Origin of the sequence: Streptomyces sp. UNOB3_S3 (assembly GCF_020740895.1) — a bacterium.
Classification (GTDB): domain Bacteria; phylum Actinomycetota; class Actinomycetes; order Streptomycetales; family Streptomycetaceae; genus Streptomyces.
The window spans coordinates 1-22486 of sequence record NZ_JAILXP010000043.1 but is presented as its reverse complement, the minus strand read 5'-3'; the positions used below and the strand labels follow the sequence as shown (position 1 = coordinate 22486).

The 22486-nt window shown below is 72.6% G+C and carries 17 protein-coding genes; 11 read left to right on the top strand and 6 right to left on the bottom strand.

What is annotated here, in order from left to right:
- Positions 1 to 2: 2 nt before the first annotated feature.
- The 6 genes from ribH to K6I33_RS07385 all read left to right on the top strand — a co-directional run bounded on the left by ribH (position 3) and on the right by K6I33_RS07385 (position 4862).
- Positions 3 to 488, top strand: coding sequence for a 6,7-dimethyl-8-ribityllumazine synthase (gene ribH, locus K6I33_RS07410; protein ID WP_229349022.1), 486 nt, complete (start codon positions 3 to 5; stop codon positions 486 to 488).
- A gap of 33 nt (positions 489 to 521) precedes the next feature.
- Entirely contained in the window at positions 522 to 791 is a 270-nt protein-coding gene (locus tag K6I33_RS07405) for a phosphoribosyl-ATP diphosphatase (RefSeq protein WP_071963644.1), read from the top strand.
- 63 nt (positions 792 to 854) lie between these two features.
- Positions 855 to 1703, top strand: coding sequence for an ATP phosphoribosyltransferase (hisG, locus tag K6I33_RS07400; protein ID WP_229349019.1), 849 nt, complete (start codon positions 855 to 857; stop codon positions 1701 to 1703).
- A gap of 50 nt (positions 1704 to 1753) precedes the next feature.
- Entirely contained in the window at positions 1754 to 2218 is a 465-nt protein-coding gene (locus tag K6I33_RS07395; RefSeq protein WP_229349016.1) for a PH domain-containing protein, read from the top strand.
- A 233-nt stretch (positions 2219 to 2451) separates the two neighbouring features.
- A complete protein-coding gene (locus tag K6I33_RS07390) occupies positions 2452 to 3786 on the top strand; it encodes a hemolysin family protein (protein ID WP_229349038.1) in 1335 nt (444 codons plus the stop codon).
- Positions 3783 to 4862, top strand: a complete 1080-nt coding sequence (locus K6I33_RS07385) for a hemolysin family protein (RefSeq protein WP_229349014.1) — start codon at positions 3783 to 3785, stop codon at positions 4860 to 4862. Before K6I33_RS07390 ends, K6I33_RS07385 begins: the two co-directional genes overlap by 4 nt.
- 58 nt (positions 4863 to 4920) lie before the next feature.
- Here the strand turns inward: K6I33_RS07385 and K6I33_RS07380 are convergent, their stop codons facing one another.
- Together K6I33_RS07380 and K6I33_RS07375 are read right to left on the bottom strand one after the other, a co-directional pair.
- Positions 4921 to 6852 carry an AAA family ATPase gene (locus K6I33_RS07380; protein ID WP_229349012.1) on the bottom strand — a complete coding sequence of 644 codons (1932 nt, stop codon included), beginning with the start codon at positions 6850 to 6852 and terminating at the stop codon, positions 4921 to 4923.
- Between the two features lie 521 nt (positions 6853 to 7373).
- On the bottom strand, positions 7374 to 7967 hold the full coding sequence (locus K6I33_RS07375; protein ID WP_229349010.1) for a uridine kinase: 594 nt from the start codon (positions 7965 to 7967) through the stop codon (positions 7374 to 7376).
- Positions 7968 to 8136: 169 nt separating this feature from the next.
- On the opposite strand from K6I33_RS07375, the gene K6I33_RS07370 reads away from it, so the two are divergent.
- Both K6I33_RS07370 and K6I33_RS07365 read left to right on the top strand, forming a co-directional pair.
- Positions 8137 to 9504 carry a peptidase C39 family protein gene (locus K6I33_RS07370; protein WP_229349008.1) on the top strand — a complete coding sequence of 456 codons (1368 nt, stop codon included), beginning with the start codon at positions 8137 to 8139 and terminating at the stop codon, positions 9502 to 9504.
- A gap of 677 nt (positions 9505 to 10181) precedes the next feature.
- The gene (locus K6I33_RS07365; protein ID WP_229349035.1) at positions 10182 to 12380 is read left to right on the top strand and encodes a bifunctional diguanylate cyclase/phosphodiesterase; all 2199 of its coding nucleotides are present in this window, start codon (positions 10182 to 10184) and stop codon (positions 12378 to 12380) included.
- A 43-nt stretch (positions 12381 to 12423) separates the two neighbouring features.
- Here K6I33_RS07365 and K6I33_RS07360 read toward each other — a convergent pair whose 3' ends face one another.
- From K6I33_RS07360 to K6I33_RS07350, 3 genes are all read right to left on the bottom strand, one after another.
- Positions 12424 to 12870 (bottom strand): DUF779 domain-containing protein, encoded by a 447-nt coding sequence (locus K6I33_RS07360; RefSeq protein WP_229349006.1) that lies wholly within the window; start codon positions 12868 to 12870, stop codon positions 12424 to 12426.
- Between the two features lie 415 nt (positions 12871 to 13285).
- Positions 13286 to 14038 carry a class F sortase gene (locus tag K6I33_RS07355; RefSeq protein ID WP_229349004.1) on the bottom strand — a complete coding sequence of 251 codons (753 nt, stop codon included), beginning with the start codon at positions 14036 to 14038 and terminating at the stop codon, positions 13286 to 13288.
- Between the two features lie 19 nt (positions 14039 to 14057).
- The gene (locus K6I33_RS07350; RefSeq protein ID WP_229349001.1) at positions 14058 to 14762 is read right to left on the bottom strand and encodes a hypothetical protein; all 705 of its coding nucleotides are present in this window, start codon (positions 14760 to 14762) and stop codon (positions 14058 to 14060) included.
- Positions 14763 to 16026: 1264 nt separating this feature from the next.
- On the opposite strand from K6I33_RS07350, the gene K6I33_RS07345 reads away from it, so the two are divergent.
- Complete coding sequence (locus tag K6I33_RS07345; protein WP_229348999.1) at positions 16027 to 17610, top strand: phosphodiester glycosidase family protein; 1584 nt, start codon at positions 16027 to 16029, stop codon at positions 17608 to 17610.
- Positions 17611 to 17707: 97 nt separating this feature from the next.
- Here the strand turns inward: K6I33_RS07345 and K6I33_RS07340 are convergent, their stop codons facing one another.
- A complete protein-coding gene (locus K6I33_RS07340; RefSeq protein WP_229348997.1) occupies positions 17708 to 18637 on the bottom strand; it encodes an alpha/beta fold hydrolase in 930 nt (309 codons plus the stop codon).
- Between the two features lie 160 nt (positions 18638 to 18797).
- Here K6I33_RS07340 and K6I33_RS07335 point away from each other — a divergent pair, with 160 nt between their 5' ends.
- Together K6I33_RS07335 and K6I33_RS07330 are read left to right on the top strand one after the other, a co-directional pair.
- Positions 18798 to 19400: a TetR/AcrR family transcriptional regulator gene (locus K6I33_RS07335; protein WP_229348994.1), complete on the top strand. Its 603-nt coding sequence runs from the start codon at positions 18798 to 18800 to the stop codon at positions 19398 to 19400.
- Between the two features lie 217 nt (positions 19401 to 19617).
- Positions 19618 to 22486: NACHT domain-containing NTPase (locus K6I33_RS07330; RefSeq protein WP_229348991.1), on the top strand; the 2869-nt coding region annotated here is incomplete at its 3' end.

Here is a 22486-nt window from a genome sequence, read left to right as displayed (position 1 = left end):
ACGTGAGCGGCAAGGGCGCCCCCCAGCTGAGTGTGAAGAACTGCCAGGACCTCCGGGTGGCGGTGATCGCGGCACAGTGGCACGAGAAGGTGATGGACGGTCTCGTCGACGGCTCCCTGCGGGCCCTCCACGAGCTCGGCATCGACGAGCCGACGCTGCTGCGCGTCCCCGGCAGCTGGGAGCTGCCCGTCGTGGCCAAGGTCCTGGCCGGCCGGGGCTACGACGCCATCGTCGCCCTCGGCGTCGTCATCCGCGGCGGCACCCCGCACTTCGACTATGTGTGCCAGGGCGTCACCCAGGGCCTGACCAAGGTCTCCGTCGACACCGGCGTCCCGGTCGGCTTCGGCGTACTGACGTGCGACGACGAGGCGCAGGCCCTGGACCGCGCCGGGCTGGAGGGCTCCGCCGAGGACAAGGGCCACGAGGCGGTCACCGCGGCCGTCGCCACGGCGGTCACCCTGCGCTCGGTCTCCGAGCCCTGGCACTGAAGGCGGCCGGGAGCGGCGTAGGGTAGGGGGACCATGTCCAAGAAGACGTTCGAGGAGCTCTTCGCCGAGCTCCAGCAGAAGGCCTCCGGCGACCCCGCCACCTCCCGCACCGCCGAGCTGGTGGGCAAGGGCGTCCATGCCATCGGCAAGAAGGTCGTCGAGGAGGCCGCCGAGGTCTGGATGGCCGCCGAGTACGAGGGCGCCGAGGCCACGGCCGAGGAGATCTCCCAGCTGCTGTACCACCTTCAGGTGATGATGGTGGCCCGGGGCATCTCCCTCGACGACGTATACGCTCATCTGTAGATCCACCGGATCCAACAGACCTCACCCACCCATCTTTTCTCCGTACAAAAGGAAAACGACCTCATGCTGCGCATCGCCGTTCCCAACAAGGGTTCTCTCTCCGAGCCTGCGTCGGCGATGCTCCATGAGGCCGGCTACCGCCAGCGCAAGGACCGCAGGGAGCTCGTCCTCGTCGACGCCGAGAACGACGTCGAGTTCTTCTTCCTGCGGCCCCGCGACATCGCGGTCTACGTCGGCTCCGGCCGTCTCGACATCGGCATCACCGGCCGTGACCTGCTGCTCGACTCCGGCTCCAAGGCCGAGGAGATCATGCAGCTCGGCTTCGCCGGGTCGACCTTCCGCTACGCCACCCGCCCGGGCACGGCCCAGGACGTCGGCGACTTCGGCGGTATGACGATCGCCACGTCCTTCTCCGGCCTGGTCACCAAGCACCTGGCCGACAACGGCGTCGACGCCTCCGTCGTCCACCTCGACGGCGCCGTCGAGACCGCCATCCAGCTCGGTGTCGCCGAGATCATCGCGGATGTCGTGGAGACCGGCACCACCCTGCGCAACGCCGGACTGGAGATCATCGGCGAGCCGATCCTCAAGTCCGAGGCCGTCGTCATCCGCCGCCACGGCGCCCCCGCCGACGACCCCAAGGTCCGGCAGTTCCTCCGCCGGATGCAGGGCGTCCTCGTCGCCCGCCGCTACGTGATGATGGACTACGACATCCGCGTCGAGCACGTCGAGCGCGCCGTCGCCCTCACCCCCGGCCTGGAGTCGCCCACCGTCTCCCCGCTGCACCACGAGGGCTGGGTCGCCGTCCGCTCGATGGTCCCCGCCCAGGACGCCCAGCGCATCATGGACGAGCTCTACGAGCTGGGCGCCCGCGCCATCCTGACCACCGGCATTCACGCCTGCCGCATCTGACGGTCCCGTAGGGCCCCCGAGCACCCACCGACCCGAGGAAGAACACCGACGTGACCACCCCCGTGCCGCACGCCGACCAGCCGCGGCTGCCCGTCACCTTCCGCCCGACCCGCACCCGCGCCGTGCTCCTCGGCATCGGCGTGACCCTGCTGGTCGTGCTCACGGTGATGTCGCTGCTGCTGGAGACGTTCACCACGGGGGACCGGATCACGTTCATCTGCACCGGGCTGCTCGGGCTCGGGGTGCTGGTCCTGCTCAGCCGGCCCAAGGTCGTCGCCACCGAGGACGGCGTCACCGTCACCAATCTGACGACCGTCCGCCGGCTCGCCTGGGCGCAGATCGTACGGGTCAATCTGCGCTCCGGCGACTCCTGGGTCCACCTGGACCTCTCCGACGGAACGAGCCTGCCCGCCATGGGCATCCAGACCGGCATCGACAAGCAGCGGGCCATCGCCGACGCCCGCGCCCTGCGCGCGCTCGTCGACGCCCATGGCACGGTCCACTCCGCGGACTGACGCGCGACACACTTCGTTTCCCCGCCTGAACGATCACGTTCATGACGTGAGCGATCCGGTTCGTGACCTGACGATGCCGTTGACGGTTCCTTGATTACTCTGGTGCCACGGGCACACACGTGCCCCGCCCCGCACCGGGGACACCTGCGAACCGAGGAGTGACGTACTCCGGCAATGGACGGATCGTCCTGTAGTACCTGCGCCGCCCCCCTCAGCGAGGCGGCGTCATGAGTATCACCGTGTCTCTTCTGCTGCTCGTGGCAGCGCTCCTGCTGATCCTGGCGAACGGCTTCTTCGTCGCCGCCGAGTTCGGGCTCGTGACCGTCGAGCGGCCGGAGGCCGAGCGGGCCGCCGCCGAGGGCGACCCCCGGGCCCGGACCGTGGTCGCGTCGCTGCGCGAGCTGTCCTTCCAGCTCTCCGGTACCCAACTGGGCATCACCATCACCTCCTTGGTGGTCGGCATGCTCGCCGAGCCCGCGCTCGGCCGGCTGCTCACCGGCCCCCTCGCGGCCACCGGGCTGCCGGCCTCCGCCGCGCCGGGCGCCGCCGTCGTCACCGGCATGCTGCTGGCCTCCGCCGTGCAGATGGTCGTGGGCGAGCTGGTGCCCAAGAACTGGGCCGTCTCCCGGCCGCTCCAGGTCGCCCGTTTCGTGGCCGGCCCGCAGAGCGTCTTCGCCCATCTCTTCCGGCCCGTGATCACCGGGCTGAACACGGTCGCCAACCGGCTGGTGAAGGCCCTGGGCGTGGAGCCCGCCGAGGAGCTGGCCTCCGCCCGCACCCCCGGCGAACTCGTCTCGCTCGCCCGGCACTCCGCCCGGGCCGGCGCCCTGGAGCAGGACACCGCCGACCTGTTCGTGCGGACCCTCTCCCTCGGCGGGCTGACCGCCCAGCACGTCATGACCCCCCGGGTGAAGGTCAGCGCCCTCCAGTCCACCGCGACCGCCGAGGACGTCCTCAACCTCACCCGCGCCACCGGCCTCTCGCGCTTCCCCGTCTACCGGGAGCGCCTCGACGAGGTCGTCGGCATGGTCCACCTCAAGGACGCGCTGGCCGTCCCCGGCCACGACCGGCTGCGCACCCCCGTGGCGCGCATCGCCGTCGCCCCGCTGCTCGTCCCCGGCACCCTGCCCGTGCAGCCGCTCCTGGAGCGGCTGCGCAGCGAACAGCCGATAGCCGTGGTCGTCGACGAGTACGGCGGCACGGCCGGGGTGGTCACCCTGGAGGACATCGTCGAGGAGCTCGTCGGCGAGGTGCGCGACGAGCACGACGCGCTCGACGCGGCCCGGCCGGACCTGGTGGCGGTGGCCTGCGAGGACGGGCGCGCCGTCTGGGACGCCGACGGCGGCTGCCGCGTCGACGCTCTGCGCCGCATCGGCCTGGAGGCGCCCGACGGCCCCTACGAGACCGTCGCCGGTCTCGTCGCCGGCCTGCTGGGGCGCATCCCCGCCCCGGGTGACGGCGCCGAGCTGCCCGGCTGGCGGCTCCAGGTGCGCCGGGTCGGGCACCACCGCGCCGAGCGGGTGCGGTTCGTCCGTACGGACGCCGTCCCGGTGGGGGAGCGGCGATGAACGTGCTGCAACTCCTGTTCGCCGTCCTGCTGGTGCTGGCGAACGGCTTCTTCGTGGGCGCCGAGTTCGCGCTGGTGTCCGTACGGCGCAGCCAGATCGAGCCGAAGGCCGCCGAGGGGTCGGGGCGGGCCCGTACCGTCCTGACCGGGCTGGAGAGCCTGCCGGAGATGATGGCGGCGGCCCAGTTCGGCATCACCATCTGCTCCCTGACGCTGGGCGCGGTCGCCGAGCCGACCGTGGCCCGGCTGCTGGAGCCCGCCTTCCACGCGATGGGCCTCCCCGAGGGGCTGATCCATCCGCTGGGCTATGTGATCGCCCTGGCCCTGGTGGTCTTCCTCCACCTGGTCATCGGGGAGATGGTGCCCAAGAACCTGGCCATGTCCGCCCCCGACCGGGCAGCGCTGTGGCTGGGGCCGGGCCTGGTGACCTTCGCCCGGCTGTGCCGGCCGGTCACCCGGCTGCTCGGCGCCTGCGCCCACGGGGTGCTGAGGCTCTTCCGCGTCGAGCCCAAGGACGAGGTGGAGGCGGTCTTCACCAGCGAGCAGCTCAACCGGCTGGTCGACGATTCCCGGCAGGCCGGCCTGCTGGAGCCCGAGCAGCAGGAGCGGCTGGAGGACGCGCTGGGGCTGGGCAGCCGCCCGGTCACGGACGTCCTGCTGGACCCGGCCACGCTGGTGACGGTCGACCCGTCGGTCACGCCCCGCGAGGTCGAGGAGCTCACCGTCCGGACCGGCTACTCCCGCTTCCCGATATGCGCCTCCCCGGGCGGGGCCTTCATGGGCTACCTCCACGTCAAGGACGTCCTCGACCTGGAGGACCGGGAGCGGGCGGTGCCGCAGCACGTGTGGCGCCGCGTCCAGACGATCCGTGCCGAGCTGCCGCTCGACGACGCGCTGACCGTGATGCGGCGCGCCGCCGCCCACTTGGCCGCCGTCGCGGACTCGTCGGGGCGGGTGCTGGGGCTGGTCGCGCTGGAGGACGTCCTCGAGATGCTCGTGGGCGAGGTCCGTGACCCGGCGCACCGGACGGTTCCGGCGACGGTTCCGGAGCAGCGGGCCGCTGCGCTGACGGGCTGAGGAGGCTTCGGCACCGCCGGGCTCCCGGCGGTGCCGAACCCACCCCAGGCGGGAGCCGTCACGGCGCGGGATCCTGCGGATCCCGCGCGTCCCCCTGGCGGCGCCGGGGGGAGCCCCACCCCGGTCCCGAGAGGACCTCCCCGTACGCCTGCATGAGATCCGGCAGCCGCAGCGTCGCCAGATCGTCCCGCGTGGGCGTCCCCGCGTAGCCCGAGAGCCGCAGGTCCCGGTACGCGCAGCTCTTCTCGTACAGCGTGCGCAGGAAGCGCCCGTTGCCGAGCTCGTCGATCCAGCCCTGCTCCACCACGTGGGCGCTGATGCTGCGCAGTTCCTCCAGTGCCTCCTCGTCCCAGGCGTCACCGTTCTCCGCGGCCAGGACCTCGCCGATGCTGGTGAGTTCGGCGGGGCGGTAGCTGGGGAAGTCCACGCGGGTGGTGAAGCGGGAGTGGAGTCCGGGGTTGGCCGCCAGCAGCCGGTCCATGCCCTCCGGGTAGCCGGCGAGGATGACGACCAGCCGGTCGCGGTTGTCCTCGGCGCGCTTGAGCAGGACCTGGAGGGCCTCGTCGCCGTAGGCGTCGCCCTTGCTGTAGCCGGAGTTGGAGAGGCTGTACGCCTCGTCGACGAAGAGCACCCCGCCGAGCGCGGAGTCGATCAGGTCATTGGCCTTGACGGCCGTCTGGCCCAGGAACTCGCCGACCAGGTCCGCCCGCTGGGCCTCGACGAGATGGTCGCCGCCGAGGAGCCCCAGGGCGTAGAAGACCCGGCCGAGGATCCGGGCGACGGTGGTCTTGCCGGTGCCGGAGGGGCCGGAGAAGACGAAGTGACGCTTGGGGGGCTGGACGGGCAGTCCCTGGCCGGCCCGCAGCCGGGCCATGTGCAGCTGCGCGGACAGCGCCCGCACCTGGCGCTTGACGGGTTCGAGGCCGACCATCCGCTCCAGCTCGGCGAGGGCCTTGGCCAGCAGGACCGGGTCCGAGCGGCCGGGTGCGGGCGGCGGGCCGCCCTGGGCCGGGACGCGGAACTTCTCCCGTACGCCGTCGGCCTCGACGGGGGCGTTGCCCGGGGTGCCGCCGGGCGTGGGCGCGGGATCCGGGTCGGTGCCGGTCAGCAGGTCGAGGGGGTCGGTGAAGGGCTGGGGCTCCGGATCCCCGCCGGGCTCCTGGGGCTCGGGGGCGACGGGCCCGCCGAGCGGTACGGGCGCCAGGTCCACCGGGGCGTCGTCCAGGCCGTCCGCGTCCGCGATGGCGGTCAGCCGGGCGGCGGTGTCCATGAAGGACGGGTCCACCCGGTGGACGGCCCGGTAGAGGGGGAGGGCGGCGGCGCTGCGGCCGGTGCCCTCGTGGGCGCGGGCGAGCCAGTAGCGCAGCTCCTTGCGCTGGGGCTGCTCGCTGCGGCAGCGCATCAGCGCGGCGGCCAGCAGTGGCTCGGCCTGTCCGTACATCTCCAGGCGCACCCGGGCCATACCGCCGAACAGGCCCGCCTCGATGCCGAGCAGCGGGTCGTCGAGGAGCGGCTCGGTGTGGCGGACGAGCTGTTCCCAGTCCTTGACGAGATAGGCGCGGCAGGCGTGGAGGAAGCGCACCTGGGCGTCGGTCTCCGCGGGCGGGCAGCCGGCGAGGGCGCGGTCGAGCTCGGGGACATGGCGGCTGTCGAGCCAGTGCGAGGCATGGGCGAGCAGCAGATCGCGATGGCTCTCCAGCACCGGCTGTACCCACCAGCCCAGCCAGTACCAGGAGTTAAGGGGCCGCCGGTGGCGGGCGCGCTGTTCGCCGAAGCGGTCGCGGTGCCGGTACATCCGCAGCAGCGCGGTGGTGGTCTCCGCGCGCAGCGCGTGGAGGCCGAGCCAGGCGTCGGCCATCCCCGGGTCGGCGCGGACCGCCGCCCGGAACTCCTTCTCGGCCTCGGTGTACGCGCCCATGGTGTAGGCGTCGACGGCGCGCAGCCAGGCGAGATCGGCCGGGGCCGGCGGGCCCTGCATGCCGAGATCCATCACGTCCCCCACAAACCTGCCCCCGTAGCGTGCCGTGCCGACGGGCGAGTGCCTTGGCCGCGCCTTTCCGAACCGCTGTGCTGTGGACGGGAGTTGACCGTCAATGCCGGAGCGTCCCGCGTGGCCGGCCCGGGGCCGCCCGCCGTCGGGTGCGCCGTCTCGCATCGTACCTGCGCGATCGGTGTCGGCCGAAGGGTGTGGGGGAGCGGTTCGCGGCACGGGCGTGAGCCGGGGGCGGCCGGGAAAGCGATCCGGAGAGCGATCACCCAGGGTGACCCCGTACGGCGGTGCGAGGGAACAAACGGCGCGAATCGCCGGGCGGAGGGCAGTACGAAGCCCCCGATCACGGGGGAACAACCGGGGGCTTCGCGTCTGCAAGCGGCCTTGGCGGGCCGCACATTGAGAACGTAAGTCCTGTAAGCCCCCTGGGTCAAGCCGAGTTGAGGCAGTAGGCGGGGAACCTACGCACCCTTAGCGCGGTTCGGGCGCGGGTGTGCACGGAGAGTGAGGGGACTCCGGGGTCAGTCGGTTTTCGAGCGCCTCTCCAGTACCTCGTATCCCTCCTTGCACTGGAGTACCAGTAGTCCTGCGTAGGGCCGGGAGGGGTCGGCGGCGAAATGCGCGCGCTCCGCTCGCTTCCAGCCGTCCCAGAATTCGGTCAGTTCGGGGCCGTCGCGGAGTTGACCCCTTTCCCAGGAGCCCTCATTCGCCAACTCCATCCACAGCAGGCACGCGAGAAACGGCCTCAGTTCCCGCCGTCCCGCGCCCACACCCTCCAGCAGGACCACGGGCGCGGCGGGCAACTCCCGTTCCTCCGGCGGGAATCGGCGCGCCACCCAGTCGTAGGCGCGGTATCGCGCCGTCTCGCCGCGCGCGAAGGGGTCCAGCACCCACTCCCGCAGCCGCCCGGTCCACTCGAACAGCTCCTCGTGCGTCGCGAGGTCGTCGAGGTGGAGCACGGGGGCGCCGCCCAGGGCCGTCGCCAGCCGCTCGCTGAAGGTGGTCTTCCCGGAGCCGGCGTGCCCGTCCACCGCGACCAGCCGGACGGGGCCGACGGACGGGGGCAGCGCGCTCAGCCGGCGGGCGAGGCCGCTCAGGGTGGTTCGTTCGTTCACCGCACCACCCTAGGACCGTGCCGCCGGAGCCGTCCGCGCCCGCCCCGGTATGGGGGACGCGCCGTGCGGGAATCACTGGCCTGGGCCGCCCGGTGGCGCGATAGTGGTCCGGCCCGCCGGGCCGGTCCGGCAGACCCGCGGCACCGTCCACACACGACTGGGGGACCACATGTCCAGCAGACCCGCACCGCGCCGCACCGTGCTCACCGCGGCCCTCGCCCTGACGGCCGTGGCCGGGCCGCTCGCCTCGGTCTCCGCGGCGGGCGCGCCGGCCGGCGGCTCCGCCCGTCCCGAGGGCTCCGTCGACTACCGGGCCTGGTCCACCTTCCCCCAGTGGGCCGGCGGCAAGGGCGCCGGCACCAAGGTCGTCGGCGGCGACCGCCCCGGCCTCGTCATCGACCGCCCCCTCGGCGGCGTCGACTACACCGACCCGCACACCGGCACCACGGCCCGCTGGGAGTACGCCACCTGGCTCTCCCCGCTCCGCCGGCTGGACGCGCCCGCCACGGAGATCGTCGTCTCCTGGAACGCCCGCACCCCCGCCGGCACCTGGCTCCAGGCCGAGGTGCGCGCCGCCTACACCGACGGCACCCGCACCCCCTGGTATGTGATGGGCCGCTGGACCTCCGGCGACGCGCCCGGCGACATCCGGCGGACCTCGGTCGACGGCCAGGGCGACAAGCGCAGCAGCGTCTCCACCGACACCCTCGCCGTCGACGACCGCGCGAGCGGGACGCGCCTGGCCGCGTACGAGCTGAGGCTCACCCTGTACCGCAGGCCCGGCACCCAGCTGACCCCCACCGTCTGGCGGCTGGGCGCCATGGCCTCAGACATCCCCGACCGCTTCACCGTGCCCGCCTCACGGCCGGGGGAGGGGGCGGGCCACAGGCTGCGCGTCCCGCGCTACTCGCAGGAGATCCACAAGGGCCAGTACCCGGAGTACGACAACGGCGGCGAGGCCTGGTGCAGCCCCACCTCCTCGCAGATGGTGATCGAGTACTGGGGCCGGCGGCCCTCGGACCGCGACCTGTCCTGGGTCGACCCCTCCTACGCCGATCCCCAGGTCTGCCACGCGGCCCGGTACACCTACGACAACCAGTACAAGGGCTGCGGCAACTGGCCGTTCAACGCCGCCTACGCCGCCACGTACCACGACCTCCAGGGCGTGGTCACCCGGCTCCGCTCACTGGGCGACGCCGAGCGGCTGATCCGCGCGGGGATCCCGGTCATCACCTCGCAGTCCTTCCTCGCCACCGAGCTCGACGGCGCCGGCTACGGCACGGCGGGCCATCTGATGTGTGTGACCGGCTTCACCGAGGACGGCGATGTCGTCGCCCACGATCCGGCCAGCCCCTCCGACGCCGCGGTGGAACGCGTCTACAAGCGGCGGCAGTTCGAGAACATCTGGCTGCGGACCAAGCGTCACAATGCCCAGGGGCAGGTCAGGAGCGGCTCGGGCGGCGTCTGCTACCTCTACTTCCCCGTACGCCCGACGACCCGCCAGGCACGCGCGCTGGCCTCGGTCGGGGTGCGCTGACCGGCCGGTGGGCCGGGGTCACCGGGGCCGCCGGCCGGCCCCGGTGACGATCCCCCGCATCGTGGGACCCCCCACGTGTACCGCACATACGTCCTCCATGTGATCATTTGCAGCGGTGGCCGGTAAGCGGACGATAGTGATCGATTTCGTGATCATCGACACGTCCCGCCACCGTGGCGGTCGCGGTAAACCCCTGGGGCGGAAGAGATGCATGTCACGCGATCGGGTGGTTTCGAACGGCCGCGGAGGACACACCCGCAGGAGGCGAAGGTGGCCGATGGCCGAATGCGGATGAGCTATTTCCGCTTGACGCTTCCATTCGAACGAACGATCAGTAGCCTCTGCTCAGCACTCCCCCACACCCTTGTGATGAGCTGGAGACACAGTCTGATGGAGCGTCCCACCAGGGCCCCCCGGGGCATCGACCCGTCCCTGCCGCGTGTGACGGGTCTGCCGAGGGTCACGCCGGAGAAGAAGCGGTACGGCATCGACCGTGCGGTTTGTTCTTCGTCGGTGACACGCCCTCAACAGGACGCCATGACCGTGACCGCCGCCCGCATCCGGAACGGGAATCCCATACGGACGCGGCACGCCGGGGCGGGGTGGCAGCCGTGACCGGACGGTTCAGTGGCAGAATGCTGCCCGTGAAGCAAACCGCCTCCCCGGTTTCGTACGCCATGAGGGAACCGGCCATCGGGACCGCCGGCTGCGATCTGCGTGACGACCGGCTGCGGCGGTTCGCCGCCATATGGAGCCGCGCGGTCCACCCGACGCTGACGGCCTCCGTCTCCCGGGCCGAGTTCGAGCGCCACCTCGTCCCGCTCGCCGCCGTGCTCCGCGACGCCCTCCATGCCCGGCCGTTCGACCCCCGGCCCGCCCACGACGTCGGCGCCGCGCTGGTCGCGGCCCACTGCACCGAACCCGCGGCGCTGCCCCAGATCCTCGGCGTCATCGACGCCTATCTGGTGCTCTATCTGCCGCCCGGCCACCCCATGCCCGCCGAGGAGAGCCGCGCCCGCTGCTCCCGCCTCCAGCACGCCGTCGCCGCGGGCTTCGCCCAGGCCCTCGCCGAGCACGCCCGCGCCGAGGAGGCGGCCGCCACCAAGGCGGCCCGCGCCGCCCTCGCCGAGGCCGAACGGGCCCTCCACACCAGCGACGCCCGGTTCCGCGCCGTCTTCGAGGACACCTCCGTGGGCGTGGGCATCGCGGACGTCGAAGGCCGCATCATCGACATCAACGGCGCGCTCCAGGGCATGTTCGGCAGCCCCGGCCGCAAGGCGACGGGACGCAACGTCGGCGAGCTCGTCCACCCCGACGACGCCCCCGAGTTCTGGAGCCTCTACCGCGAGCTCGTCCGCGGCGACCGCGACCACTACCGCGTCGAGAAGCCGTACTACCGCAGCGACGGCAGCGTCGTGTGGACCGACATGTCGGTCACCCTGCTGCGCGACGCCGCCGGGGAACCCCAGTACCAGCTGGCGCTGATGGAGGACATCACCGAGCGCCGCCAGCTCCACGCGCGCCTGCGCTACGAGGCCACCCACGACCCCCTCACCGGCCTGCCCAACCGCACCCTCTTCTTCGAACGCCTCGACCAGGCCTTGGAGACCAGGGCCGGGACCGGGACCGGCGCCGGACCCGCCGAGGAGGGAGCCGGCCGCTTCGGCCTGTGCTACCTCGACCTCGACGGCTTCAAGGCCGTCAACGACAGCCTCGGCCACGCCGTGGGGGACCGGCTGCTCGTCGCCGTCGCCGAACGGCTGCGAGCCTGTGCCACCGGGCCCCGGGAACTCGTCGCCCGCCTCGGCGGCGACGAGTTCGTCGCCCTGATCACCGGCCCCTCCGCCCCCGGCGAGGCGACCGCGCTGGCCCGGCGGATGCTGGCCGCCCTCGCCGAGCCCGTCCACCTCGACGGCCGCGACCTGTCCGTACGGGCCAGCATCGGCATCGTCGACGGCACCGCCGGCGAGCTCGGCGCCGCCGAGGTACTGCGCAGCGCCGACATCACCATGTACCGCGCCAAGGCCGCCGGCGGGAACCGCTACGAGCTCGCCGACGCCGACTCCGACGCCCGCGCCATCGCCCGCCACGGCCTCACCAACCGGCTGCCCGCCGCGCTCGACAACGGCGAGTTCTTCATCGAGTACCAGCCGCTGGTACGGCTCGAGGACGGCACCGTCCGGGGCGCGGAGGCGCTCGTCCGCTGGCTCCACCCGGTGCACGGGGTGCTCGGCCCGGACCGCTTCATACCCCTCGCCGAGAGCACCGGCCTCATCGTGCCGCTGGGCCGCTGGGTCCTGGCCGAGGCCGCCCGGCAGGCCCGCTCCTGGTACACCGAGGGCCCCGGCGGCACCCCCTTCCGCGTCAACGTCAACCTCTCGCCCTCCCAGCTGCGCTACCCCGGCCTCGTCGCCGACACCGTCGCCGTGCTGGAGGACGCGGGCCTCGACCCCTCCGCCCTGTGCCTGGAGGTCACCGAGAACGCCCTCATCGGCGCCGACGAAGGGGAGCTGCGCCCGCTGCGCGAGCTCGCCGACCTCGGCGTCGACATCGCCCTCGACGACTTCGGCACCGGCTACTCCAACCTCTCCTATCTGCGCCGGCTGCCCGTCAGCACCCTCAAGCTCGACCGCTCCTTCACCCGCGGCATGCAGTGCGCCCCCGCCGACCCCGTCGATGTGAAGATCGTCGAAGGGATCGTCTCGCTCGCCCACACCCTCGACCTGTCGGTCACGGTCGAGGGCGTGGAGACCGGCACCCAGGCGGACCACCTGCGGCTGCTGGGCTGCGACACGGCCCAGGGCTGGTACTACGCCCGCCCCGGCCCGCCGGACCGGCTGCACACCCTCTCCCTGGCGGACGCGGCCTCCGTCTGACGGACGGGGGCCGGCGGGCGGTGGCCCGGCCGCCGGCGGTGGCTCAGCCGGTGGGGGGAGTGGCGGCGGCGCCGTCGAGGGCGCGTGCCTCCCGGTCCGTCAGCAGCCGGGAACGGATCAGGAAACGCACCCCCTCCGGCGCCTCCAGCGAGAAGCCGCTGCCCCGCCCCGGCACCACGTCCACCGTCAGATGGGTGTGGCGCCACCGCTCGAACTGCTCGGCCGACATCCAGAAACCGACCGGCTCCGCCACCCCGTCGACGACCAGCTCGGCCAGCAGGACGTCCGAGCCGCCCGTGCGGAACTCGCCGCGCGGGTAGCACATGGGCGAACTGCCGTCGCAGCAGCCGCCCGACTGATGGAACATCAGCGGCCCGTGCCGCCCGCTGAGCCGCCGGACGAGCCCGGCGGCGGCGGGGGTGAGGGCGATCCGTGAGAAGCCCTCGCCGCTCCCGTGCCCGTACCCGCTCTCGTGCCCGTACCCGCTCATGGGCGGTGCCCTCGCCGCCGGCCTAAGTGCGGATTCATGGAATATCCCTCCTCCATGTGCGCCCACGTGCTGAGGGACGACAGCCTGCCCCGTGCCGGGAGCTGATCGCCAGAGGAACGCGGGGCACCGCCGCCCGCCGGGGCCTCCCCCCGGGGCCGTGTACCTGGGCGACCTCGGTCGCGTCGGCCGCCTCCGCCTCGCGCAGCTTGTGGTGGTAGGTGGCGAGCAGGCCCTCGAATGCGCTCGCTGTCGCGGTGCCGTACCGCCGCGGCGGTGGTGTCGTACCGCCGTGGTGCCGTACCGCTGTGGTGCCGGGGTCGGTATGCGTGCCGGGGCGAACGGTGGCGGACGCAGCGAAGCGCTTCGGACCGGGATCCGAGGCGCGGGACGGACGGCGCGGGCGGGGCGGCGGGGCCTATGTGTCGGAGGTGCTGCTCTGGCCGTCGGAGGAGCCCTGGGTGTCGGGGGAGCCCTGGGTCTCGGGGGTGACACGGGGCGTGGGGACGGTCCGGCCGATCCCGGTCAGATAGGCCGAGACCACCAGGTTGGCGGTGTACTCGTGCTGGGCACGGTCGTAGTCGCCGCCACAGGTGATCAGGCGGAGTTCGGCGCGGTTGGTGTCGCGGGGGCCGTAGACCTTCTCGTCGTCCCAGTGGTCCTTGTCGACGACGGTGATGTCGTCCACGGTGAACTCGGCGGTGGAGCCGTCCACACGGGTGACGTTGATCTTCGCGCCGCGTTTGAGGGAGCTCAGTTCGTAGAAGACCGCCGGTGAGGTCTGGGTGTCGACGTGCCCGACGAGCACGGCGGTGCCGGTGCTTCCGGGCGTGGGGCCGTCCTGGTACCAGGAGACGGCGTTGGGCCGCTCGTACGGGGGCGGTTCGACGCCGCCGCGCGGGTCGAGCCCGTGCCCCTCGATCGGGGCCTTGAGCCCCACCGCCTTGATGGCGAGCGCGAGGGGGCCCGCCCCCGGCAACGGATCGTGTGCCGGGGGCAGGCCGCGCGCAGGGGGTCGGCCCGCGGTGGCCACGTCACCGGGCTTGGGGGCCGAGGCTATCGGCTCCTCCGCGGTGTCGTGACCCCAGAGCCACAGGGCCAGCAGCAGAGCCACCCAGGCCACCCCGGTCAGCAGGCGGCGGTTCCGACCGCCTGTGCGCGCTTCTGACATGACGCCGGTTCGCTCCCTGTCACCGCTTGGCCGCGCTGGCGCGGCGCCGGTACCAGATCAGCCCACCGGCCATACCCACCGTGGCGCCCGCGAGGGCGAGTGCGGGGGCGTCGACGGACGTGGACTCGGACGCGGCCACCGGCGCGGTGGCGCCGCCGCCCGTGTGGTTGCGGCCGTGCGGCCGCTCGTGGTCACGCCCGTGGTCGTCACGTCCGTGGTCGCGGCCGTGGTCGTGGTCCCGACCGTGGTCACGCCCGTGGTCGTCGTGTCCGTGGTCGCGGCCGTGGTCGTCATGTCCGTGGTCCCGGCCGTGGTCGCGGCCGTGGTCCTCGTGGTCCCGGCCGTGGTCACGCCCGTGGTCGTCCCGGCCGTGGTCGTCACGTCCGTGGTCGTCCCAGTCGTGGTCGCGGCCGTGGTCACGTCCGTGGTCGTGGTCCCGGCCGTGGTCGCGGCCGTGGTCCTCGTGGTCACGTCCGTGGTCGTCCCGACCGTGGTCGTCGTCGCAGTCGTCCCGGTCGCGGTCGTGACGGCCGTGGCCGTGGTCGTGGTCACCGCGGCCGTGGTCGTCGTCGCAGCAGTCGTCGTCATGACCGGTGTGCTGTACGACGCTGCTTTCGGGCGGCTTGACCGGGGTGTTGGAGGAGCCGAGGGCGAACGCGGCGGGGGCCGCGCAGACGGCGACTGCCGTCAGGGTGCCGCAGAGAGCGGTACGGATTGACTTCATTGGGTGTACCTCCTTCGTTTCCGAGGTTCACCCCCCACTCCGGACGGAGCATCCGCAGGGTAGTCGTATTGCTCCATTCGGTAAGCAACATGGGCCGGTCGGGGGAGAGGGGCGGGGCTCGCGGCTGAATCCGGGGCCCGTACGGCGTGGCGTGCGGGCCCCGGCGAGGACGTCGGCAGGGGGGCGGCCGCCCGGCAATCGCCACCCCGCGCGCCACCTGTGGGCGGGGCATGAGGGCCCTCGGCGGCGTTCTGGCTGCTGACGGGGGTGGCGAAGGCATGGCGGGGCATGGCGGACGGTGGGCGTTTGACGTGGCCCGTGTTGGCCGGATTCGCTTCGTCGCAGGTCAAAGGGGTAGCGCGCGCTTGACCAATTGCTAGAGTGACGTTCGCGGCCAGCCGGCGCCGCCGGGAGAACGCCGGGCGGCCGCAGATCGACGCCGCGGACCGACGCCGCGGATGGCGTCGCGGATGACGTAGACGACCGAGCTCCGCGGAACGAGCGGCGGAGGCAAGTCTCTCGTACGGGACACGAAAGGCCCGGCTCCGGGGGTGCCGAGAGCCAGGCCTGTCGCGTGCGAGGCATCGCGTGGACCCGGCCGACCTATCAGCGGCCGGGTCCACACCTTCCGGTGGAACCGACCAATCGTCCGGAACCGCCCCAGCCGGTACGCCTCAGCGCAGCAGCTGGTCGCAACACCGCGCGATGGCGGCAACCGCGTTCAGGAGCACCGCCGAGAGCGTCATCCAGTCCTGACAACCCCGACCGGGACGCCGTTCCCGACGCCTCCTCCTGTTCCTCGGCTTCACCATCGGCCGGCTCCTCACCTCTTGGCGATCCCGGTACGCGGGTACGCGCCGGGGCCCCGCCCGGGCGGGCGGGGCACTCAGGGGAGGCAGAGCCGTTGCTCCCAGTAGCCTAGCGGGCGCGGTGAGTTGAACGATCCGCGTCGAGGTTTTCGCCGCCGGGTGGGCCGGGTTGCGGCATGATGGGAGATTTTCACGGACGGTGGTAGCCCCGTGTCCCCGTGACGGTCGTGACGACTGTGACGACCGTTGCCGTGTCCATGTGTCCACATGGCGACGGCGCGTCCCCCACAGGGTGAACCAGCCCAACTCCTCGGGCACAGCAGCATCTTGTTTCCGCTGCATTACGCCATGCTGAGCTGAGCGTTCTCGTGGGCGACACGCTGCGCGGCCACACTGCGGCGACAGCCCGCGCCACGACACAGCGCCACGACACAGAGAGGGCAGGGAGGAAAGTGGTGAAGATCAGACGTATGCGCCGGTCGGCACTCACCGCCGGCCTGGCCGTACTGACGCTCGTTCTGCCCGCCATGGGTCTGCAGCAGACCCGGGCGGTCGCTCAACCCGCCGTACAGCGGCTCCCGTTGGGGGACGCCAACCTGCCGGAGACACGTACGGCCACCCAGGTCGCCCCGGGAGTGACCTGGACCCGGATCAAGCGCGGCCGCCCCGACGCCCGTGACCACTGGACCGTCGAGGTCGCGCTGCTGAAGGACGAGAGCGCGGCGCGCTCCCTGGCCGACCGGCTGGACGACGCCGGGTTCGAACCCGTGGTCGGCAGGGTGGACGAGCGTCCCCAGGACCTGCCCTCGAAGCAGCCGTGGGGCTGGCGCGTACGGGTCGGCGAGCTCGCCGACAAGGCGGCGGCCGACCAGCTGGTGAAGGACCTGCGGGTGGCGGGCTTCCGTCCCACGCACACCTATTTCACGGGGGAGGACGGCACCGGCCGGACCGGCCCCTGGGTCGTCGACGTGCTGAAGGTCTCCGCCGCCCAGCGGCAGCGGGTCCAGGTGCGCCAGTCCCTGGACCGGGTGCCGGGCGGCGAGACGCTGGCCGACATGGTCAAGCACATGGGCGGCATTGCCGGGATCAACGGCAGCTACGGCTCGGACGAGGAGGACGGCACCTTCGGCGACGTCGCCGGCCTGTCGGTCGTCGGCGGCAAGCTCGTCAGCGAAGCGGTACAGGGAACCAGCGCCCTCGTCCTGCCCTCCGAGCGGCGCGCACGCCCCTCCGTCCAGCGGCTGAGCACCAATCTGCGCCTGCGCTCCGCCGACGGCGCCCAGCGCGAGCTCGACGGGCTGAACCGCTCCCCGGGCAAGATCCGCAACTGCGGCGGCACCGGCGGCGACGTGCCCACCGAACGGCCGCGCCACGACGCCCTGTGCACCGACGACTCCGAGGTCATCCAGTACACCGACTTCTTCCACGGGCCCGTGCACGCCGGTGACGGCGCCGCGGTGGTGCTCGACAAGAACGGCAGGGTGCTGGAGACGCGCGACCGGCGCGGCGGCACGTTCCCGTCCGGCACGACGCTGCTCGCCGGTACGGGCGACGGCGCCGACTGGCTGCGCGCCCATGCCCGCAAGGGCCAGGTGGTGACCGTGACGGCCATGGTCGTCGACCGCGACGGCCGTCCCCTGACCGCCACCGCCGGGCGCGGCATGGACGTCGCCTCGGGCGGCCCGCAACTGCTGAAGGACGGCCGTATCGACATTCCCGCGGAGGCCGAAGGCTTCAACTACCCGGACGACCCCGGCTTCTTCGACTACTTCGGCACCCATAGGCACCCGCGCAGCCTCGCCGGTGTGACGGCCGACGGCTCACTGCTGTTCGTCGCCGTCGACGGCCGCCGCCCGGGCTACAGCTCGGGGCTGTCCTTCCGGGAGAGCGCGGCCGTCATGCGCTCCCTCGGCGCGGTGGACGCCCTCAACCTCGACGGCGGCGGGTCGACGACCATGGTGGTCGGCGGCCGGCTCGTCAACCGGCCCTCCGACAGCACGGGGCCGCGGCTGATGGCGAACGCGCTGATCATCCACTGACGGCTCTGGTGACGGCTCTGGTGACGGCTCTGGTGACGGCTTTGGTGACGGCCGGCTTGCGTGTGCGCTCGCGCGTGCGCAGGCCGGCCGTCGGCTGTCATTCGACGGAGTCCATGAAGCGGAGCATCCGCCGGTTGATCTCCTCCGCGTGATCGATCTGGGGCCCGTGGCCGGTGTCCGGGACGATCTCGGCGCGGGCTCCCGGTATCAGCCGCGGAACGCGCTCCACCTGCCGCTTCGGGTGCACGAGGAGGCTTCGCTTGCCGAGCACCAGATAGAGCGGGGTGCGGATGGTGGTCAGCTCCTCCTCGGACAGGGGGAGCGGGGCCGGGCGGCGGATGCGGTACGCCCGGACCCCCGCCCTGACCATCGCGCGCAGCTCGGGCTCGATGAGAACGGGCTGCTCCAGCCAGCGCGCCAGCCGGGGGCGCAGCGCCTTGGGGGCGAAGGTCGCGAAGAGGCTGACGAAGATCCAGACGAAGAAGCGCAGCCCCACCTTCTCCAGACCGCCGGGGTCGAGCAGGGTGACGGAGGCGAGCCGGCCGGACCCGCGGTGCGCCTGGTTCAGGGCGAGCCATCCGCCGTAGGAGGAGCCGACGAGGTGGACGCGGTCGAGGCCGAGCCCGGCGAGCGTCTCGTCCAGCCACCGCGCGGCGTCCTCGGGCCGGTGCAGCGGTTCGCGCTGCACGCTGCGGCCCGCGTCGCCCGGGGTGTCGATCGCGTAGACGGGCCGCTCGGCGCTGAGCGCGGGCGTGTTCGGGTACCACATCGCGGAGCAGCTGCCGGCGCCGTGCACGAGGACGACCGGGGTGCGGGAGGCGGCGGCCGGGTCGTCGGGGCCGTAGCGGTAGACGTGCGTCGTCCCGAACGAGGTCTCCACGTCCGTCTCCGCGACGGCCGTCGCCCCCAGGGCGAAGACGGCGTCGCATGCCGCGAAGTAGCGGTCCCGTAGGGCGTCGTTGACGTAACGGCCGACGTCGAGGCGGGTGCGCGCGCGGGACTTGTCGCGGGTCGTGGTCTGGGGCACGGGTGGCCTCCTAGGAAACGATCACCTGGTTCGTGGTACGACCGTACCATCAAACTGATACAGCGGTACCATAAAGAGGCCCCGGTCACAGAAGGCCGCTGCCACGGATAAACCCCTTGCCACTGAAGCCCCTTGCCACCGAAGAACGGAGCCGCAACCGATGCCGAAGCGCGTGGACCACGCAGAACGGCGCACCGAGATCGCCGAGGCGCTCCTGCGCGTCGCCGGACAACGCGGGCTGCACGCCGTGCGGATGCGGGACGTGGCGGCGGAGGCGGGCGTGTCGCTGCGGCTGGTGCAGTACTACTTCGAGACGAAGGAGAAGCTGCTCCTCTACGGACTGGAGCACCTGACCGAGCGATTCGGCGAACGGGTGGCCGCCCGGCTCCGTGCGGCCGGCGACAACCCTGGCCCGCGCGCGGTGATCGAGGCGATCCTGATGGCGTCCCTTCCCACCGACGAGGCCGGCCGCACCTTCCACCTCGTCTACACCTCGTATGCCGTCCTGTCCGTCACCGACGAGGCCCTCGCCGCCCAGCCCTTCATCCGCAGCCCCGAAGCGGCCGAGGACCACCTGACCGAACTCCTGCGCGCGGCCCGGGAAGCGGACCTCACCCACCCGGGAACGGACCCCCGCCCGGAAGCGATCGCCCTGCTGGCCCTATCGGCGGGGCTGGGCACGAGCATCCTCGTGGGCCACCGCAGCCCGGAGTCGGCGATGGCGGTGCTGGAGCGGCAACTGGACCGGATCTTCAGGGCATGAGTAATCCGTGACGTGCGGGTGGATCGGCGCGAGGTCGTCACCCTGCTCTCTCGTAGGTCCGATTCCGTAATCACGTTCCGTGAGCAAGCCCGAGCGTGAGGGCGCCGCCCGGGATTGCCCCCTTCACGCTTCCGTGCGCCTCCCGGACGGAGGCACGGCTTCGGCGGACGCGTCGTTCACTGAGTACGGACGGTTACGGAAGCGGGGGTGCGGGCTCATGTGGGCGCCACTGAAACGGGCGCGTGTGCAGCGGCGCATCGGCCTCGGCCTGGCCTGCACGGCCCTGATCGCGCTGGCCGTCGTGCTGTGGCGGAACCACGGCGACAGGAACGACGCGGCCTCCCTGTGGATCTCCGTCGTCTCCGCGGTCGTCTCGGTGTGCGCCTTCGCCGCCGACCTCCTGCGAGGCCCGGACGGTGGGCACGCCCGGTCTCCGCGCACCCGGCGTCAGCACGCGGCCGACGCCCTCGCCGAGGCGGTGGAGGGCCAGTGGGCGCGGGAGGCACAGCTGCGCCGGCTCCAGGACCCCGCTCCGCTGGACGTCGGCTGGTCGACACTCGGGCCACCGCTTGCCGATCACCGGGAGAACGTCCTCCGGGGCCGGCCGCTGCCCGCACCGCGAGACGGTGACCGGCGCCTCGCCCGCATCGTCGAGGTGTTCACAGCGCTTCCCTCCCGCCGACTGGTGGTGCTCGGCGAGCCCGGCGCGGGGAAGACCATCCTCGCCGTGCAGTTCGTCCTGGGCATGCTCGCCGTACGGCGTCCGGGTGGTCCCGTACCTGTCCTCTTTCCGCTGGCGGGCTGGGATCCGGGTGCCGTCTCCCTGCGCGAGTGGCTCGCCGAGCGGCTGGCGGCGGAGTACCGGCCGCTGGCCGCCGTCGTGGACGACCGCACACTGGCCCGCGAACTGCTGGACTCCGGCTTCGTCCTGGCCGTCCTTGACGGCTTCGACGAGCTCCCTCAGCCGGCGCACGGTGACGCGGTACGACGTCTCAACGCGGAACTGGATGATCGCCTCCCTGTTCTGCTGACCTGCCGCACCGCCGCGTGGACCCGGGCCGTCGCCTCCGGAGACGTGCTCACCGCGGCGGAAGTCGTGCGGCTCGATCCGCTCGACCCGGACACGGCACGGACCTACCTGGAGCGCACGGCGCGGCCGGACGAGCACGGCTCGACCGTATGGACGAGCATCCTGCGCGTACCACCGGAACCGCTGGCCGAGGTGCTCCGCACGCCGCTGATGGTGGCGCTGGCCCGCACGGTCTACGAGGACGCCTCACGCGACCCGGCCGAACTCGCGAACACCACACGGTTTCCCACGGCACGCAGCATCGAGGAACACCTTCTGGACGCCTTCGTCCCGGCGGCCTTCTCCGACACCCACGACTCCCACAGGAGGACCTGGCAGCCGGACGCCGCGCACCGCTGGCTCCGTCGGCTGGCTCTCGACCTGGGCAGCCATGACGGAACACACGGCACGTGGCGGCTCGCCTGGTGGCAGTTACCCGCGGCCATGCCGCGCCCGCTGCGCGTCCTCGGCCCCGCCGTCCTGTCGCTGCTGGCGACGGCCGCGGTGCTCGTACCGCTCGCCCGCTTCGGGGGAGGCGTCATCGGCGACTGGGACAGTCCGCTCTCCACCCTGCTCAACCTCTTCGGCGACCTCACCGGCCTGGCTTTCGGTCTCGCCTTCCTGCTGCCCGCCGAGACCGGCAGCCCGCAAGGGCCGCGCCGGCTGGCCCGCATGGCCCTGACGCTCATCGCGGCCGCGGCGGTCGTCGCGGTGTTCCTGGGACTGCTGTGCCCGCCTGTGCTCGGCCTCCGGCTCGGCCGCGTGATCACACCCCGTCCGGCCTGGTTCCTCAACGGATGCTGTTACGGACTTGTCGTATCCATGATGTTCGCCGCGGCCGGCCTGCCCCGGCGCCCTCCTCCCCTGGGCCTGCCGTGGGCCGGCAGCTCGAGCGGAAGCGGAGCCGTCCGGCTGCTCGGCGTCGTGGCCACGGCCACCGGAATCATCCTTCTCGTCTGCTCCGGCGAGGTCTTGTGGGCCACGACCGCCCTCGTGGCGGGCGTTCTGCTGTTTGTGGCGGGACAGCGGCACGGTGAGCGGGTCGCGGCCGCGCACACGACTTTCACGGCGATGCTGAAGGGATTCGCCGGCGGTCTCCTGCGCGGCTTCCTCGTCTGTACGCTCATCGGGCTGTTCGCCGCCACTGTCGTCGGCGGGATCACCGGGCTCTTCGCGGCACAGGAGTTCCGGTGGGCGCCCCGGATCCCGGACAGCCGGATGGTCGAAGGCTGGCGTCTGGAGAAAGCGGCGGACGGCGTCCGTACGGCCACCTCCACGACGCCCTATTTGGGGGAACTGCTCTTCGGCGGCCCCGGTGAAGTCCCCCTGGCCGTACCGCGACACGCCCGGATCGCCCGCGGCGGGCGCCGGTGGGAACCGTTCCGTCAGGAGATCCGCGTCCGCATGGAGCGCGAGGGGCCGGTGCTCACGGCCCCGGGCCTGCCCAGGGCCGACGCCTGGAACGTGGCGCTCGAACTGCCGTGGCGCGCCCAGCTGTGGCTCGCCGAGCGCCCCGCCCTCGTCATCGTCCGCGACGCCATGATGCCCATCCTGGGCTTCGGGGCACTGGTGGGTGTGATCGGCGGCTGCGCCTCCGGCGTCTACCGTGCGTTGAGCATCCCCTCCGACACGATGCGGGCCGCGGGTCCGCGCAGCACCCTGCGCACCGACCGCGCCGCCACGCTCGCGCGCGGCGCGACCGCGGCCGTCCTCGCCGGCGGGATCTGCTGGGCCGTGGCTCTCCTGATCGGCCCCGGCAGCCCGGTGGGCACCATGCCCATCGAACTGTGGGTACCGGTCGGCACGTCCGCGCTCGCGCTCAGCGCCTGGGGACGGCTGGGCATCGCCCGCATCTGGCTGGCCCTGACCGGACGCGCCCCCTGGCGGCTGATGGGATTCCTCGCCGAAGCACACCGGCGCGGCGTGCTGCGGCAGTCGGGCGCCCACTACGAGTTCCGCCACCTGCGCCTCCAGCAGCGCCTCGCCGGGACCCCCGACAGCGCGGACACACCCCGCG